The 16,270-nt window shown below is 61.0% G+C and carries 21 protein-coding genes and 2 tRNA genes; 15 read left to right on the forward strand and 8 right to left on the reverse strand.

Annotated features, from left to right (window positions below; translation table 11 throughout):
• Positions 1-102: 102 nt before the first annotated feature.
• The gene (locus AArcCO_RS07380) at positions 103-351 is read right to left on the reverse strand and encodes a PadR family transcriptional regulator (protein WP_259536219.1); all 249 of its coding nucleotides are present in this window, start codon (positions 349-351) and stop codon (positions 103-105) included.
• 106 nt (positions 352-457) lie between these two features.
• On the opposite strand from AArcCO_RS07380, the gene AArcCO_RS07385 reads away from it, so the two are divergent.
• The 4 genes from AArcCO_RS07385 (at position 458) to AArcCO_RS07400 (ending at position 2,676) form a co-directional block, all read left to right on the forward strand.
• The gene (locus AArcCO_RS07385) at positions 458-952 is read left to right on the forward strand and encodes a hypothetical protein (protein WP_259536221.1); all 495 of its coding nucleotides are present in this window, start codon (positions 458-460) and stop codon (positions 950-952) included.
• Between the two features lie 47 nt (positions 953-999).
• Entirely contained in the window at positions 1,000-1,512 is a 513-nt protein-coding gene (locus AArcCO_RS07390; protein WP_259536223.1) for a hypothetical protein, read from the forward strand.
• A gap of 445 nt (positions 1,513-1,957) precedes the next feature.
• Positions 1,958-2,233 (forward strand): hypothetical protein, encoded by a 276-nt coding sequence (locus AArcCO_RS07395; protein ID WP_259536225.1) that lies wholly within the window; start codon positions 1,958-1,960, stop codon positions 2,231-2,233.
• 305 nt (positions 2,234-2,538) lie between these two features.
• Entirely contained in the window at positions 2,539-2,676 is a 138-nt protein-coding gene (locus AArcCO_RS07400) for a hypothetical protein (protein ID WP_259536227.1), read from the forward strand.
• A gap of 565 nt (positions 2,677-3,241) precedes the next feature.
• Here the strand turns inward: AArcCO_RS07400 and AArcCO_RS07405 are convergent.
• A tRNA-Tyr gene (locus tag AArcCO_RS07405) sits at positions 3,242-3,315 on the reverse strand.
• A 148-nt stretch (positions 3,316-3,463) separates the two neighbouring features.
• Between AArcCO_RS07405 and AArcCO_RS07410 the strand changes: the two genes are divergently transcribed.
• On the forward strand, positions 3,464-4,243 hold the full coding sequence (locus AArcCO_RS07410; RefSeq protein ID WP_259536229.1) for a hypothetical protein: 780 nt from the start codon (positions 3,464-3,466) through the stop codon (positions 4,241-4,243).
• A 53-nt stretch (positions 4,244-4,296) separates the two neighbouring features.
• Here the strand turns inward: AArcCO_RS07410 and AArcCO_RS07415 are convergent, their stop codons facing one another.
• Together AArcCO_RS07415 and AArcCO_RS07420 are read right to left on the reverse strand one after the other, a co-directional pair.
• Positions 4,297-5,049: a protein-L-isoaspartate O-methyltransferase family protein gene (locus tag AArcCO_RS07415; RefSeq protein ID WP_259536231.1), complete on the reverse strand. Its 753-nt coding sequence runs from the start codon at positions 5,047-5,049 to the stop codon at positions 4,297-4,299.
• Between the two features lie 68 nt (positions 5,050-5,117).
• Positions 5,118-5,786: a protein-L-isoaspartate(D-aspartate) O-methyltransferase gene (locus tag AArcCO_RS07420; RefSeq protein WP_259536232.1), complete on the reverse strand. Its 669-nt coding sequence runs from the start codon at positions 5,784-5,786 to the stop codon at positions 5,118-5,120.
• Positions 5,787-5,845: 59 nt separating this feature from the next.
• Here AArcCO_RS07420 and AArcCO_RS07425 point away from each other — a divergent pair, with 59 nt between their 5' ends.
• A complete protein-coding gene (locus tag AArcCO_RS07425) occupies positions 5,846-6,205 on the forward strand; it encodes a hypothetical protein (protein WP_259536234.1) in 360 nt (119 codons plus the stop codon).
• Between the two features lie 254 nt (positions 6,206-6,459).
• Here AArcCO_RS07425 and AArcCO_RS07430 read toward each other — a convergent pair whose 3' ends face one another.
• Positions 6,460-6,987, reverse strand: a complete 528-nt coding sequence (locus AArcCO_RS07430; RefSeq protein ID WP_259536236.1) for a hypothetical protein — start codon at positions 6,985-6,987, stop codon at positions 6,460-6,462.
• A 180-nt stretch (positions 6,988-7,167) separates the two neighbouring features.
• The gene (locus AArcCO_RS07435; RefSeq protein ID WP_259536238.1) at positions 7,168-7,752 is read right to left on the reverse strand and encodes a hypothetical protein; all 585 of its coding nucleotides are present in this window, start codon (positions 7,750-7,752) and stop codon (positions 7,168-7,170) included.
• 499 nt (positions 7,753-8,251) lie between these two features.
• On the opposite strand from AArcCO_RS07435, the gene AArcCO_RS07440 reads away from it, so the two are divergent.
• The 9 genes from AArcCO_RS07440 to AArcCO_RS07480 all read left to right on the forward strand — a co-directional run bounded on the left by AArcCO_RS07440 (position 8,252) and on the right by AArcCO_RS07480 (position 14,055).
• Positions 8,252-8,842 carry a DUF7344 domain-containing protein gene (locus AArcCO_RS07440; RefSeq protein ID WP_259536240.1) on the forward strand — a complete coding sequence of 197 codons (591 nt, stop codon included), beginning with the start codon at positions 8,252-8,254 and terminating at the stop codon, positions 8,840-8,842.
• A complete protein-coding gene (locus AArcCO_RS07445) occupies positions 8,839-9,249 on the forward strand; it encodes a hypothetical protein (RefSeq protein WP_259536241.1) in 411 nt (136 codons plus the stop codon). Before AArcCO_RS07440 ends, AArcCO_RS07445 begins: the two co-directional genes overlap by 4 nt.
• A gap of 147 nt (positions 9,250-9,396) precedes the next feature.
• On the forward strand, positions 9,397-10,287 hold the full coding sequence (locus AArcCO_RS07450; RefSeq protein WP_259536243.1) for an NOP5/NOP56 family protein: 891 nt from the start codon (positions 9,397-9,399) through the stop codon (positions 10,285-10,287).
• A complete protein-coding gene (locus AArcCO_RS07455; RefSeq protein ID WP_259536245.1) occupies positions 10,284-10,955 on the forward strand; it encodes a fibrillarin-like rRNA/tRNA 2'-O-methyltransferase in 672 nt (223 codons plus the stop codon). The genes AArcCO_RS07450 and AArcCO_RS07455 overlap by 4 nt, the downstream gene beginning before the upstream one ends.
• 99 nt (positions 10,956-11,054) lie before the next feature.
• Positions 11,055-12,131 carry a glutamate--cysteine ligase gene (locus tag AArcCO_RS07460; protein WP_259536247.1) on the forward strand — a complete coding sequence of 359 codons (1,077 nt, stop codon included), beginning with the start codon at positions 11,055-11,057 and terminating at the stop codon, positions 12,129-12,131.
• A gap of 92 nt (positions 12,132-12,223) precedes the next feature.
• Complete coding sequence (locus tag AArcCO_RS07465; RefSeq protein ID WP_259536249.1) at positions 12,224-12,889, forward strand: helix-turn-helix domain-containing protein; 666 nt, start codon at positions 12,224-12,226, stop codon at positions 12,887-12,889.
• A gap of 79 nt (positions 12,890-12,968) precedes the next feature.
• Positions 12,969-13,472, forward strand: coding sequence for a phosphopantetheine adenylyltransferase (locus AArcCO_RS07470; protein WP_259536251.1), 504 nt, complete (start codon positions 12,969-12,971; stop codon positions 13,470-13,472).
• Between the two features lie 28 nt (positions 13,473-13,500).
• Positions 13,501-13,932 carry a hypothetical protein gene (locus AArcCO_RS07475; protein WP_259536253.1) on the forward strand — a complete coding sequence of 144 codons (432 nt, stop codon included), beginning with the start codon at positions 13,501-13,503 and terminating at the stop codon, positions 13,930-13,932.
• Between the two features lie 48 nt (positions 13,933-13,980).
• Positions 13,981-14,055: transfer RNA gene (locus AArcCO_RS07480), tRNA-Arg, on the forward strand.
• 272 nt (positions 14,056-14,327) lie between these two features.
• On the opposite strand, the gene AArcCO_RS07485 is transcribed toward AArcCO_RS07480, so the two are convergent.
• Together AArcCO_RS07485 and AArcCO_RS07490 are read right to left on the reverse strand one after the other, a co-directional pair.
• A complete protein-coding gene (locus tag AArcCO_RS07485) occupies positions 14,328-14,528 on the reverse strand; it encodes a ribbon-helix-helix domain-containing protein (RefSeq protein ID WP_259532794.1) in 201 nt (66 codons plus the stop codon).
• Positions 14,529-14,799: 271 nt separating this feature from the next.
• Positions 14,800-16,191: an ATP-binding protein gene (locus tag AArcCO_RS07490; protein ID WP_259536255.1), complete on the reverse strand. Its 1,392-nt coding sequence runs from the start codon at positions 16,189-16,191 to the stop codon at positions 14,800-14,802.
• Positions 16,192-16,270 lie beyond the last annotated feature (79 nt).

Genomic DNA, 16,270 nt, shown 5'->3' on the forward strand with positions numbered 1-16,270 from the left:
TGTGACTGACCGAAACCCGGACTGCTGACGCTGGCTGCGCCGGAGGGATCGAGGAAGAGAGCAGGAGGTGATTCTGAAGATCTCTGGGGTGTCGCTGACGGTTCAGACGGAGTCTGGATCCCTGTCGGTAAGCGCCGACAAGAGGTACACCCCGTTTTGGGTCAGCCCGTAGATTTTCCTGTCGCCATCCTCCTCGACCACCTCGATCATGCCCTCATCTCGAAGCTCCTTCAGATGCGTATATATGTATCCGTGAGACAGATCGAGACGCTCCGCGAGGAGGTATCCGTGCGCCGACTCCTCGGCCAGCGCCTCCAAGATGTCCACCTTGGTTTTCGGCACCAAACCCATCACTGGAAATGCTGACCGGTGAGGCCGAAAGTGATAGAACAGCGTTCTCTGAGGGGTCAGAAGAAACAAACAAGTAAGGAGAAGGAACAATAAAGTCTGATAGGAGATGGCGTCCAGACGTGGAATCCTGAAGAAAGGCGCGATAGGAGGGGGCTTAGTCTTCGGTGGGCTGGTAGTAATCGGAGGACTCGCGTCTGAGACGGGTCTCATCGAGGATCCTCAGGATAACAACGACAGTGAGGACGAAACCTCTGGTAATGCAGAGTCAGACGGCGGGGGGACCAGTTCTCAGGATGACGGCACCAGTGAGACGAGTCAAGCCCGCGAGACGCTCCGAGACGAGCGGCTTGATACACAGACCCGATGGCCCCACGAGTTCGAGGCTGGCGATACTCTCTACGTCACCATCGAGGTCGACGAAAGTGGACCGGCTGGGTTCACGATTTTCCACGACGAAGAGCGCGATGTGGAAGAGTCCTGGATCGTCGAACTCGAAGATACAATCGAGTACGAGATCGAACTCGATGGTTTACACCAGTTAGTCGTGGATCCAAACGGGGTCGTTGACGTCGTTATCGAGGTCGAAGAGGCAAGAGACTGATGCAGGGATCACACGATACCTGTGGGGGGCACCGTCGGTGACGAGCTATGGACTTCGAGACTGAGCAAGCGACACGGTATCAGCGTATTATCGACCTCCTCTCACCCCCGGATGGAACTCCAACATCGACCGCGAAGCTGGAGGGAGAACTCGAAGGGGAATCGGACGACATCCACGAGGCGATTACGGACTTAATCGCCTTCGGAGAACTGGAACTGGTAAATTCGAGCCAACATGGCCGAGTTCGACTCCATCAACCGACGCCATCGACGAAGGCCCAAGCGACGTTAACCGATCCAACCGAATACGTCTGGCACGCCTATATCACTGAGAGGGACGGACTCGGACGGACCCGAGCCCGGCGTTTATTCAAGGACCGAGAGGTCGCCGAGGAGCACCTGAAACAGATCGTCAACGTCGAAACTCTCACTCCCGTTCCCGGTATCAAGAAGGTCTGGTGTGCGTCTCTCGGGAGTAAAGGATACACCCCTGAGTACGCTGTCCTCAGGAGAGAGCCCGTCTTTCAGCAAGCCGATGATCCGTATCCAGAGTCACGGTAGGACGTCTGACACTCGTCGACGACTGAAGGTCCGAGAGCCGGGTGACAGCGCCGGTTGCGAGGGGCCAGCGAACGACTGAGCGGGGAGACTCAGCCCAGACCGAGGTTGCCATCACGGGGGCGACATCCCGACAAAGACGACCCTCAGTCCCGTGGTCGACGCTGAGAGTACAGCGGGCCTCTCCAGTGCCGTTAGCCGAGGATCGAGTTGATCAAGGCCCATACCGTCTCCAAACGCTTCGAGTGTGAGCAGAGCCGTCCACGACCGGTCAGACGAGTAGAGAATCGGCTTGTGGAGGGACGGGTCGGAAGGTAGCGCCGGCGGAACCGAAACCCGGAACTTCGGGTTCGGACGCTCCGGAGGGACCGCCAGTGAGTGCGGGACCAGACTGTCAAGACGTGAGGGGTCCAAAGAGCCTTGATGGTGGCAGTTATTCATCATAAACATGGACGACTCCCTAACATACCACATCAACAAAGCGCTGACCTACGAGGAAGACGACCGGGAAGATCCTGATCCCGACGACGAAAAGCTCGATGTGTTCAACCAAGGCTGGCGAAAAGGCGTTGATACTGACCAGGAAGACTACGGTGAGCGTGCCCACAGTAGCCTCTCGTGGCACAATCTCGGATATCGTCTTGGGATGCTATTCGGTCCGACGTCTACGGAGCTACGCGAAAAGATGTACTTCTGGTGCGTCGAGCAAATGAGAGAGGAGTAGACCAGTAACGAGGGAAGACAGGGTCCTCGGACACGAGAGTCGTCGCTGAGGGTTCAGACGGCCACGAGTACGATCACTGGCAAGTCGAGATCGTAGCCGAGACCGCATTCGACTGGCGTGAACTGCCGGGCGAGTTACCCACGCTGAACCCTCAGACGGAGTTCTGGGTGAGGTCGGGGTACCACAGTCGAGGGAACCACCCGGAGGGAAATCGTCTGAACCTTCAGACGAGACCGAGGGTCTCTCGGCCCTGACTGACCCATCCCGACGCCGTCTTTATCGGCTCCCAACACGTACCGAGCCCCATGAGCGAGGACGAGACGGCCCGCTCGCCAGAAGAACAGGAGGTTCTCGATCAGGTCGCCGAGGACCGGGGCGAGGAGTTCGCCGAAGAGAACGAGGAACTGATCCTCGCCGACGCCAAGCGACTGGGCCTGATCTGACGTCACGAGCCCGTGGGAAGTCGACGGGGATAGAAGTCGCTGAAGGTTCAGACGGGTCGGGGATGACGGCGGCACGAGAAGAGGGACCTTTCCACTTCATCGCTGAGGGTTCAGACGAGGCCGGGCCAACAAGGGTCGAGAGCAGAGCGACGAGAGGCGATGGTAGCGAACGCGCTTCTCGAACCACCCGACTGGGAAGGGCGAGGGGTAGCACCGAGATCGGCTCGTGTTGTCGCTGGGGTCCCCAGAAGGCCCACCAGAGCCGATCGACGGGGATGCAAGAGACGGAGACCAATACCCCTCGCCGAACGTCCAAGGTTCGAGAGACGGCTCTGTGAGGGGCTGGCGAGGGCTACAGAGCCAGTATGGGGCTTAGGACTACCTCCTGTCGGCCGCGACGAGTATGACGGTGACAAAAACTAACCTTCTGGCCTACGAACCCCTGGGTTGAACCCGCGCTGCGGAGAGTTGACCGGGGTACCCGTTCGACTCACTCGGCGTATATGGGCGGTATATGCGATGATCCCGTCGCTGTACGTCGAACGTACTTCGGCTGAAAACCGAGTCCGCCCTCCCCGATTTGAACGGGGGGCAAGCCGATCTACAGTCGGCTGCTCTACCAGGCTGAGCTAAGGGCGGTCACTGTATCGTAGGCGCGTCTCACAATTTAAGGGTTCTCATTCGAACTGCCCGAGCCGGCTGCCAGCCCTTGGTTCCCCCGACGCCCCCGGTGGTTCGCTGGCTCGTGAGGTTTTAGACGACGGGTCCGAAAGTGCAGGTAACGCGCATGGCGAACGAAGACGACGGCCGACAGGCGACCTTCGGCTCTGACGGAAGCCTCGAAACCGACACGCCGCCTGAAGCAACGGGACAAAACGACTTCGGCGAGCAGAAAGACCCCGACGAAACCGACGGCGGCTACAACCGATACGCCGTCTCCAGCCTGCTCCAGAAGGCGGTTCGACGCTCCGACGAGGAGGTCGCCGCCTGGGCCGCCTGGGAGCTCGCCCGCTCCGGATACGCCTGGAACCTCTGGGACCGACTCAACCTCTACGTGGTCGAGGATCTCCGGGCCGGCCACGAGGTTGCGCTCCTGATCGAACGCTACGAACAGCTCGCAACCGAGCGGTGGGAACCCGACGAGTGGCGCGGCCGACTGTGTGCGAGCCACGCGGCGCTCGCTGCCGCCCGTGCCCCCTCGACCCGGGAGAGTTCAAACGCCGACGAGTACTTCCGCCGGGTCGCTGACGTCCGGGCGAAGGCTCGGGAGAACGACGACGAGCCAGCCCACGACTTTCCTGTCGGCGATCTCGAACCCGGCGGCGAGTACGACGTCGCCTTCGATATGCACACCGGCGAGGGGAGCCGGCTCGGACGCGACACCCGGTTTTTCAAGACACGCGGCGCCCGCGTCGGGCCGGAAGGAGAACGCGATCTCAGTGCCCGCTGGCAACGACTTGCAATGCTTCTGGATCCAGAACGCGACTACTCCGAGGCGGAACTGGATCACGCGGTCGAACCGGTTCATCCCGCCGATCGCTGGGAGGAACCCGACGACTTCGATTGACATCCTCCCTGCGCTAAAGCGCGAGGCTTTCGCCTCGAATTTTCCGTAACTGTCTACAGCTGATCTTCCCAGTCGACCCAGTCGTACTCCCAGCCGCTGCGGGCAAAATACCCCTGGCTCTGAAACTCCGCGTCCTCGCGAACCGTCCGGTTTCGGGCCGGGCCGGTGTGCCGTTCGCCTTTCGCGAGCAGCGGTCCGAGCTGGACCAGGCCGTACTCTTCGAGAATCCGGTATCCGTCCGGCTCCGACCGATTCCGTTCCCCGACGACTATCTGCTGGCTGCCCATTCCCCGGGGGAACACGATCGTCCCCTCCGGGGCGAGCTGATCGAGAAGCGCGGTCGGCGGGCGAACGACCGCCGCCTCCAGAAGGATCCGATCGTAGGGAGCATACTCCGGGAGCCCCTCGGTCCCGTCCCGGCGGTCCACCAGAGCGTCGCCGTATCCGGCGGACTCGAGGTTCGACCGGGCGGCGGACACGACCCGACGGTCGATATCGACGGCGTGAACGTGTCGATCGCCGACGATCTCCGCGATCACTGCGACGGTGTATCCGATCCCCGACCCGACGACGAGCACGTCGTCACCCTCGGCGGCGGCGAGTGCATCGACGAACTGTGCGGCCGTTTTCGGTGCAAGCACCCGGGTCCCGTACGCCTCTGTTGGGCGGTTTTCGTATGGGGCCTCGTCAAGAAACTCGTGTCGAGGAACCGTCCGCATCGCCCAGGATACCTCCGGATCGAGCGGCTCGTCGAGGCCGTATTCGAGTCCCTCGACCATGTCGTCCCGGAGCACCGCTGGGTCCATGTTCTCCTCTCGGCCGTCGTCCCTCTTGAACTGTGCGCTCCGTCCTGCAGTTGTCTCGGCGTGATTTCTCACTCACCGCCACGCATCGGAACGAATCGCACGCCGCCGTGGCTTTCTCGACTGACACCGTCTGAATCGATCTGCAGCCGGACGAGCTCTTGATAGCCGCGCCCGACGGGACCGACGACCACGCCGCCTTCCCGGACCTGGTCGACGACCGCGTCCGGGATCTCCGGCGTCGCACAGGTGAGGTAGGCGGCGTCATAGGGGGCGTGTTCGGGCCAGCCACGGTGGCCGTCGCCCTGCCTGACGTGGATGTCGTATCCAAGTTCTTCGAGGCGTTCACGGGCCGCCGTTGCGTGTTCCTCGACGTACTCGACGGTGTAGACGTTGCCCGAGCCGACGATTTCCGCGACGACGGCCGCGTGATAGCCGCAGCCGGTGCCGATCTCGAGGACCCGATCGCCCGTCTCGAGTTCGAGCAGGTCCGTCATCACCGCGACCATGTGTGGCGCGCTGATGGTCTGGTCGTGACCGATCGGGAGCGGTCGGTCGGCGTAGGCGTTCCGCCGCCGCGAGTCGGGGACGAACACGTGGCGAGGGACGGCCCGGAGCGCCCGCGCGGTGGAGGACCGCCGGATGGAGCCCCGCTCTTCGAGCCGGTCGACCATCCGGTCGCGGGCAGCCTCGAAGTCGCCGTCGTCGACGGCGTTCGAGTCGTCCCTGAACCCAAACATGGGTTGAATTTCGGGTTCCGGGTACGTATGCTTTCGCACGTTTTTATGTGGGAAGGGGGATGGAGGGCGTCGAGATCGACGACGTCGACGTCGAGTGTTCGCTCGCTGTCGGCACAGAGGGAGAAGGCCACCGCTGGATCGCCCGGCCCGGAGTCGAACCTCACCGGGACGTCGGCGCCCTTGGGGATCTCCGGGACGGCGACACAATGAGGGCGCGGTCCCCGATTGCAGGTCGCGAAGACGTTGTGGCCTACCGTCAACGCCCTGTGGTTGACGCCGATTCCCCTGACGCTGTCGTTGCTGTCGGTGAGGTCAATCGACGTCTACCCGCCGACGTTTACGAGAGACGCCGCGTTGGGTTGTTCTTCCTCTTCGATCCGACAGGGTTCGTTCCGGAGAGAGGCTCGCGGTGTGCGTGACCTCGACCGCGATGCCGCCGGCGGGGCTGGTATCAGTGGACCCGTTCGACCCAACGATCGCGGTGCTGCCGGCCCTGAGTCCGGCCATCTCTGCCAGTAGGTGTCTGCTTTTGATGTTCTGCGGGTTCTGTCGAGGGGGCGGAAGGGTCGAACCACCGAACTGCTTCGAAGCCAAATTACGAGCCCCGGCGAGGCCCGGGACCCCCACGCACCAGCGTGGATATCACCAATGATGGTGGTCGCGAATTTTGCTATCACGGTGCTTCTGCGGTGATAGTCAGCGTTCCCGAGAGGTCGTCGCCAACATCACCGGTTTCGATTTTAATCGATCCGAAGATCCGTTTTCCGAGTCTGAACGAAGCGTCACCCTCGCTAGCTTCGATAGTAAGTGATCCCTCGTTCTCGAAAGAACCGTAGTCTCTCGGCCCACCGATCTGAGGTGCCCAGCCGTTGTAGAAGTGAAACTCGATATCGGAGGAACCGGAAGTACCATCGAACTCGTACGCGAATGTGAGCTCGTACTCCTGTGTCCCACGGTTCTCGACGCCGAACGCGGCCCGCGGCGTGTAGGTGTGATCACCCACCCAGTCGATATTATCATCATCCTCCTCCACCCAGGCACTCTCGTTTGTGGGATCTGGCGTTCCGATCCAGGTCGTCGCATCGGCGTTCACACCGCTGGCTAGAGGCCGACTCGTATCGACGGTCAGAACACCGTCGACTTCGGCGACGGGAGCGTCGTCTGGGTCAACCTCCTCTATCTTGTGGACGACCGGCGTCATCCGGAGGAAGGCCGAATTGTCTCCGACGACCTCTACGGAGATGCCCCGTTCGGCCGTGACCGACGTAAACGCTCCGGACCCGAGTACCGTGGCTCCGCTTGCCGCGGTCGCGCTGAGTCCGAGGATGAATTGTCGTCGCTTCATAGTTATTACCGGGATAAATCCCGGTTACCGTCGTGATTAGACCTCGTCTTCGGTGTACGCGTTGATAGTAATCGTGCCGTCGAAATTCAGAAGGGCATCTGCAGGTCCTCCGTCACCGAGTTCGTCGTCAACGCGGAAGATCACACCTACACGTGTGAGGGATTCACCAGCATCAAGTCGCGGGAGATTGTTCGAGCCAGCTCCCTGAGCATCCTGATTTAGGGTGATTCCCTCTGGCGGGACGACATCGTCATCGTCGGCGTAGATGCTCATTCCATCCGGAAGATCAGTAACCCCGACAACGACCTCCTGAGTGCCTTGGTTGTGGATCTCAAAGAGATCCCGAATAATCGTTTCTCCATTCTGATTCAGACCGTTACCCCCCTCGGATGTTGAACTGAAGTCGAGAGTGAGGGTTCCACTCGTTCCGTCGTTTGCCACGTACTCATTACCATTTGGCGTATCCTTCCCTTCGAGGGCCAGGAACGCGTTCGCATCGTTAGCCACGTCCACTTGGACGGTCCGATCCGCTTCCACACTCGTAAACGCACCACTACCCATTGCAGCCGCCCCGCCGACGGCGAGCGATCCCATTCCGATCAGTAATTTGCGTCGTTCCATTGTGAATCTCCCTCGTTGACACGCCCCGTCTCTGCTGATTCGACGACTCCGAATCGATCATCAACCGGGCGCGTATTCATCAAAACTACCGAGACCCACTTTGGAATATACTATCAGTCAATCTGACAGAGTGTCTATTCGGGAGCGACAGAGACTCTCTGCGGAGTCGCATCCGGCACGACGTCGTGAGCCTCAGCACATCCCCCGTCGAGCAATTTCGTTTGACGACATGTCATTGAGTTATCTGTATTTGCCACAGTCGTTAAGCCGTCAATAATCCCGGCCGCGTACAGAGTATGATTTCGTTACTGCAATTTCATATAATATTCCAGACTACAGAAACGAAGTCGACAGAGACTCTTTGCGCCTGATAAGTACCCACATACTAAAAATCGGGTGTAGTGATTGCATAACCCGACGACGACGCTGGCCACTCGCAACGAAAATCGCTCGAATGGATCGGGGGATCGATCGCGTACGACGCTGAGAGGGGGGACACATGAGCAATGTACTGAAACCGGTTCCGGATCAATCGACGGACAGGGACGACGACTTCACGAGAGACGACATGCTCGAGGTGCTCAGCAATCAGCGACGACGGTTCGTGATTCACTACCTCAAACAGAACGGGGACGACGCCTCGGTGTCCGAGATCACAGACCGGGTCGCAAGCTGGGAGTACGGCAAAGAAATCGACGAGCTCACTCACAGGGAACGAAAGCGTGTGCGGAACGCACTTCGGCAGTTTCACCTGCCGAAAATGGCCGACTACGGCTTCATCGAGTTCGACTCGCGGCAGGGGACCGTCGAACTCACGGAAACCATTTCCCACACCAACTTCTACGTCGATTCTCTGACTGACAATTCGGTCCCGTGGGGCGTCTACTATCTGGGACTCTCCCTTCTGAGCGCGATCTGTCTTGCTGGCGTCTGGCTGGGAATTTTTCCGTTCGATCGTTTCTCTCCGCTCCTGTGGGGCCTATTTTTCGTCACGACGCTTTCGGTTTCCTCGGTGGGACATTTCTACGACAACTACTATCGGATGCGACTCGGCGCACGCGAGACTCCACCGGAGGTGACCGAAAAGTGATCCGCCGTCGATGGATTCTGCTTTCAGTGATTCTGGTTCTGGGACTCTCCCTCGCAACGGCCACGGCCGGGTTCAGTGCGACGACGGCGGAACGCAGCGTGACCGTCGACATCGCCGACGATCAAACCGCCTTCCTCGGATTCGAACAGACCACGAATGCCACGGCAAACGAGACGACGGAGCTCGAAGTAACGGTCAGAAATCAGTTCCCGCCCGGGATTGCGCTCTCGGAGGTCTCGGTCACGATCGGAAACTCGTCGATTTCACTCCTCGACGACGGCCCGCTTTACCCCGGCGAGGAGACGAGCCAGACGTTCTCAGCGGTTTCCTGTGACGCAACGCTGTCCGTCGAGGCGTCGGGGAGCGGTGTGTCCGTCCAGCTCGAGCGATCGGTCGACTGTCCGTAGCTTCGGGCTCCCGCTCTGGGTTCGACGGGTAACTGCCACTCGAATTCCTCGAGCTTTAAAAGGCGTACCTGGAATCACCCGGGATCCGTCGAAATTCGCCCGGCTTTTCGGGAACGCATATACGACCACGGGATGAAACGCACCGTAATGACCGACACGACCGACGCGACGGACGTGACCGACGCCCCGGAGGCGGCCTGGTTTTCGGGGCTGGATCCGGCGGACCTCGAGGCCGCCGGGACCGCGATCGACGAGGGGACCGCCGACGCGCCGGCCGACTGGCCGGAGCTCGCCGTCGAAGTCGGCTACGCCGACTCCGAAGCCGACTACTACCGCCGACTCCACGAGGCGACGATGGCAGCCGCCCGTGCGGAAGTCCGCAAACGGGAGCGTGCCGACGACGCACAGCTGGTTCACGCGGTCCGGGCAATGGACGACGCCGAGCGCGTCGCCAATGAACTCACCGAACGGGTTCTCGAATGGGCGGGGACCCGGTTCGACGACGTCCCGGACGGCTCCGCCGGCGTGGACTGGCTCGCGGACCGGGAGCCGGACGGCCCGGCCGAAGAGCGGTTGCTCTCACTGGCCGGTCTCGCCGCCGACCTCGGGACGGAAGCCGACGAGCACCGGGCGTTCATCGAGCGCCAGGCGCCGGCGGTCGCGCCGAACCTCGCGGAGATGGCGGGTCCGGTGCTCGCCGCGCGACTGATCGCGCTTGCGGGCGGGCTCGAGACGCTGGCGAAAAAGCCGGCAGGCACCGTCCAGCTGCTCGGCGCCGAAGACGCCCTCTTTGCCCACCTGTCGGGTCGGGCCCCCTCGCCGAAACACGGCGTGATCTACACCCACGAGTACGTCAAGGGGACCCACCCGGACGACCGCGGCTCGGCGGCACGGGCGTTCGCCGGCAAGCTCGCCATCGCCGCGCGGATCGATCACTACAGCGGAGAGCACCGTCCCGAGATCCACGAGGAAATGCGCGACCGGATCGAGACGATCCGGGCACGGCGGCCGGACGCGTCCGGAGGTGACAGCGAATGACTGACTCGTCGCCGGGGTCGTCTGCAGATTCGTCATCCGATAGGCTCCCGGCGGGCGTGACGCGCCGGCGGATCGGCGGTTCAGAGCGGCTCGCCACCCGCGGGGAGCCCGTCTACGGAGAGCCGACAGCGGACGGCTGGCGGGTCTGGGACGCCGGGCGGTCCAAACTTGGGGCGATGCTCGAACTCGGCCTGGACACCGGACTCGAGGCGGGCGATACGGTGCTGTATCTCGGTGCGGCGAATGGAACGACGGTCAGCCACGTTGCGGACTTTGCGGGTCCCACCTACGCCGTGGAGTTCGCTGCGAGGCCGATGCGGGACCTGCTGGACGTCGCAGAGAGTCGAGACAGCCTCTTCCCGCTGTTGAAGGACGCACGGAAACCGGAGACGTACGCCCACGTCGTCGAAGCCGACATCGACGTCATAGTTCAGGACGTTGCGACCCGTGGACAGGCTACCGTCGCGAACCGCAACAGGCAGTTCCTCCGGGAGAACGGGCGACTCCTACTTTCGGTGAAAGCCAGAAGTGAGGACGTCACGGCCTCCCCCGAGGCCGTCTTCGACTCCGTGCTACAGGAACTCGAACGCGAGTACGAACCGCTCGAAACCCGGAAGCTGGCGCCGTATCACGAGGATCACCTCGGCGTCGTCGCCCGGCCACGGTGAGGGTTCGGTGCCCATTGGATTCTGTAGAATCGGGTCCGTATTGCGGACTGGGCGACCGCCTTCACGACATATTTAGGCATTCAAACCGAACTGGGGGTAATGGATCTCGGGTCTCGTGACGCCTTCGATCGGATGGGCGTTCTCGGTATCGAAGAGGAGTTTTTTATTGTCGACGAGACGGGGCGTCCGACGTCCGGGACGGACGAACTCGTCTACGAGACGGAACCCCCGGCGGCGCTGGACGGTCGGATCGATCACGAACTGTTCAAGTGCACGATCGAGACGCAGACACCACTGATCGAGGATCCCTCCAACGCACGCCAAGAGCTCGAGCGCGTCCGGGCGGCGCTCGTGGACCACGCCGAATCGCAGGGGTTCCAGATCGCGGGCGCCGGGCTCCATCCAGAGGCCCGGTGGCGAGAACTGGATCACACGCAAAAACCGCGGTACAAAGCGCAACTGGATCGCATCCAGTACCCACAACATCGCAATACCACCGCCGGGCTACATCTCCACGTCGGTGTCGACGATCCGGACAAGGCCGTCTGGGTCGCAAACGAGCTCCGCTGGTACGCCCCCGTGCTGCTCGCGCTGTCGGCGAATTCCCCGTTCTGGAACGGCTACGACACCGGGCTAGAATCGGCCCGAGCGAAGATATTCGAGGGCTTACCTAACACGGGGATGCCCACCGCCTTCGAGGATTACGACGCGTTCGAGCGATTCGAACGTCGGATGGTCGAGGATGGGTCGATCGACGATCGGGGTGGGCTCTGGTACGACGTTCGTCCGCACAGCGGTCACGGCTCCGTCGAGATGCGGGCACCCGACGGACAGCGCGATCCCGAAATCGTGCTCGCGTTCGCCGAGTACGTCCACGCGCTGGTCGTGGATCTCGCCGAGCGATACGAAGACGGAGAACCGGGAACCGAGATCAGGCGGGAACTCCTCGACGAGAACAAGTGGCGGGCGATCCGGCACGGCCACGACGCCACCTTTATGACTGCCGACTCGGGGACTGTTTCCCTCGAAGAATTCGTCGATCGCGAGTGTGAGCGGTTGGGCGTCGACGGGCTCTCCGGCGTCCTCGACCGGGAAAGCGGTGCGACACGTCAGCGTCGCATCCACGCCGAGGAGGGTATCGACTCGCTGTGTCAGGACTTGCTACTGTCCGAGTGAAGAGGATTCCGTCGACCAGAAAGAGTCCTGTCGGAAGAAAAACGACGAGAAACTCTTTTGCCCGCGGAGTTCTGACCTACGACACAGAACACATGACCCCCGAAGACGACCCTGACGACCGAGATGACGAATTCGAGTACGAGAAACTCGAAAGCGAGAATGACGAGGCAGACGAATCCGACGAGGAACTCGATGGGGAGTTCGACGACGGCGAGAAGTCGCCCGGGAAGGCCGCAAAAGAGGAACTGAAAAAGACCCGCGAGCGCATCGAAGAGGAGGCCGACCGTGCAGTCGAGGAGTTCGACCGCGGGATCGTCGACCTGCTCTCGTGGCTCTTGGACACGGAAACGAAAGCCCGAATCTACGTGTACCTCCGTGAGAACCCCGACAGCACGAGCGAGGAGATCGCCGACGGGACCGGACTGTATCCGAGTACTGTGCGCGAGGCGCTCGCAGAGCTCCACGACGAAGGCACCGTCGAGCGCCAGAAGCGCGAAAGCGCCGGCGCAGGTAACAATCCCTACGAGTACCAGGCGATCCCGCCGAGCGAACTGGTACACGGTGTCGTCGATCAGATCCAGTCGGAGCTCAATACCGTGTTCAACCTGGATCGCCGCCTCGGTGACGAGGAGAGTGAAAGCTCCGAGCCAGTACGTATTACGGTCGAAGGGGGCGGCGAGCAGGCCGGCGACGAAGAGACAGACGACGAAGAGCCGCAAGATGAAGACGTGGACGACGAGGTGCAGGACGAGGAATAGGTGGTCCTTCGATCGGTCCCGGTTTTCTCGCGTGGAATCCGATGCGTCCATTTAAGGGAGACGGCGTCAACCCACCTGTATGAACGTCGCGCTGGGCGGGACCTTCGATCCCGTTCACGACGGTCACCTCGCGTTATTCAGGCGGGCGTTCGAACTCGGGGACGTCACCGTCGGGTTGACGTCGGACGAGCTCGCACCCGAAACCCGGCACGTCGACCGCTACGTTCGCCCATACGGGGAGCGCAAGCGCGACCTGAAAGCCGAGCTCGAGCCGCTCGCCGAAGAGCACGGCCGGGAGTTCGAGATCAGGAAGCTCGAACGGCCGACCGGTATCGCGACGGAGCCCGGGTTCGACGCGCTGATCGTCTCCCCGGAAACTGTCGACGGCGGAAAGCGGATCAACGACCTCCGGGTCGAGCGCGGGCTGCCCCCGCTGCAGATCGAGGTGGTCGACCACGTACCCGCTGCCGACGACGACCGAATCTCTTCGACGCGGATCGTTCGTGGCGAGATCGACCGCCACGGGAACCTCACCCCCGACCGAGACGGTCGGACGGCAAAGCGGGACGAAACGGCAAAATGAACGGGACCCGTACCTCTCGCAAGTGGACATGACGTTGAGAACGACGGGAAGCGAACGTGCGTTCGTCTGGGCGATCGCGATCGCTCTGACCGTCCAGTTTACGCTACCGGGAGCGATCGCCCGGTCCACCTCGGACGGCTATGCGGTGCTTTTCGGCCTCGCAGCTCTCGGACTTATTTCGGCGGCGGGCTACGGTTACGCCCACGGCGGCGTTGCAGGATCGGTGTTGCTTGCGGTGTCTCCGCTGATCGGTGCAGTCGGAGTCGTCCCCATCGTGGGAGCGGTTGCACCGTTCGTTCCAGTGACGATCCCCGCCGAGACCGGGCTCGCGTGGGAGCTATCGGTCGCGCTTTTGGTCGGGATGGTCGTCGGTGGGTTTGGAACGGTCCTCGGTCGCGGCATGCGTCGGCTCCGTTCGCGAGAGCATCACCAGCGCGACTCGGGGACGGCCAGTGGGTAGCCGACGAACCGCGGAACTTAAGCGGATGAGCCTACAATCGGATTTCGAGGGCGCTTAACTCAGCTTGGACAGAGTGCTTGGCTTCGGACCAAGATGTCGCGGGTTCAAATCCTGCAGCGCCCATCATTCTGCGTGACGGGCAACATTTGGCAGACGGCGGCACGACGCTTATAAAGGAACCCCTCTTCGGACGTTTGGATTTCATCACGCTGCGGAACGGGGGTCGCCGGTGTCATGCGATTCGCTTACATTTGAATGACACTGTGGGGACATAATACTTGGGTAGAGAGGAGCGTGTCATAGAACTCTTCACACACTCTAGTCAGCCTAGTTACCATTATAGCACGTTATCTGCTTAGAGGGCCGTGCACCGAGTGCACGTGGTTTAGAACTAGTCAAAGAGTACCCTTTCGTTTCCGAATAATGATTTCTCGCACCCGTTCAACGTGGTTCGTCTCGGATTGAACGAATGCTGTGAGGATGGCTTCGACGATCTCGGAGCGGCTGACTCCGAGATCGTCACATTCAGCGACCAGTTCATCTACTTCTTGCACGATTTCCTCGTCAACAGCGACTCCGAACTTCTCTTTTGCCATAGTTATAACACTCTAAGAACAGCGTGCACCAAGTGCACGGCGCTTTCAATTCGTTAGAGCTGATTCAGCGAGCCATGAGAACTATTCTATGACACGCTCTAGAGAGTGTAATTGGCGGCGCGCGCGAGAGACTTTGGTCGTCTTCCCGCCACTCAACTCAGCAAATCAGAGGGCCTGTCCGAACTGAAGCAAGCCAGAATCCCCTCCGGAATTAACTATCTGATGTTGATTGTCCGTCATATATACATCCCTACGATTGGTGTTGGAGTACTCAGGAAGGCGTGAGTAGGTCGTCGATGTCCGCGACAGTAAACAAGGACCACGAGTCATCGAGTTGTGCTTCGAGACCGTCGACGAAGCCGCTTTTCGAAAACAGGGCGAACTGCTCGTCTCGATCCGACGGTCCCCATCGGACGTGCTCCGCCTTTGCTCGCAGACTCTTGACGAGGTCTTCCCCAACCGGATCTGTCGTCCACTTACATTCGGCGAGGAGGACTCGGTCGTCGTTCGGTGCCAGCCCGACGATATCGATCTCCTCTTCTCCGTACCACCAGCGACCGACTTCGGAGTACGGTTCGAATGCACCGCGTCGAATCCCTTCCCAGACGGCTTCTTGACACACGTCCTCGAACGTGGTTGCGACGTGCGTTGGGAGGTCCGGTTCAATCGTCCCGTCGTACACGATCTCCGGTGCTTCCTCGATACTGGATCGATGCGGCTCGACATACCGAAACCAGAACCGAAGGAACTCGTCCGCAACCCGGTACCGTGACCGCTTCGATTTCTTCCCCGAGGCCGTGACTGGGACATCTCGTTCGATGAGGCGGAGTCGGCGGAGTGTCTGTAGGTACTTCGAGAGCGGACCCGAATCGATCCCCGTTGCGCCGGAGATCTCGTTCGGTGTCGTATGGCCCAGTGCGACTGCTTCGAGGATGCTCATGTACCGGGCTGGGTTTCGGAGCTCGGTGCGCAGGAGGAACTCGGGTTCGTTATACAGTACCGCAGATGATGACAGGACGTGTGATCGAATGTTCGCCGCGAGCGACTGGTCGTAGTCGAACAGCGTGAGGTACATCGGGGTGCCACCTGTGACGGCATACGACCGAACCGCGTCCGTGATGTTGTATGAGATGACCTCTCGTGCCTGTTGAAACGAGAACGGCGTTACGTCGAGTTGCGCCGTTCGTCGCCCGTACAGTGGGCTCTCGTGACCCAGGATCTCTGACTCCATCGTGCTCACGCTCGACCCACAGAGCACCAGCATCGAGTCCGTCCCATCGAGTGCCTGGTCAACGAACGCTTGTATGTACGATGGAAGCGAGTCGTTCTCTTCGACGAGATACGGGAACTCGTCGATGACGACGACAAGATCCTCTCGCTGGAGGTTCTCCCCGAGGTATTCGAACGCTTCGTCCCAACTGTCGATTCGAGGGACGCGCTCGTCGAAGTAGTCCGCAACTTGCTCAAGGAACTTCTCGCGCTGTCGATGCTCGGCTTCCTGCGCGGCAAGGAAGTAAATGTGGGGACGGTCAGCACAGAATTCTTTGAGGAGTTCCGTTTTCCCGACCCGACGCCGGCCATAGACGACAACGAAGTCCGAACCGGGGGACTCCACCGCACCCGTGAGTGTATCGAGTTCTTCCTCCCGGTCGTAGAAGGTCATACTTAGGATAATGATTACTGCGATAATGACTTAAGAATTCGGGTAGCCTCCCCCACCGGAGTGATTCTCGCACTGCGAC

This window comes from Halalkaliarchaeum sp. AArc-CO (assembly GCF_024972735.1).
Taxonomy (GTDB): Archaea; Halobacteriota; Halobacteria; order Halobacteriales; family Haloferacaceae; genus Halalkaliarchaeum.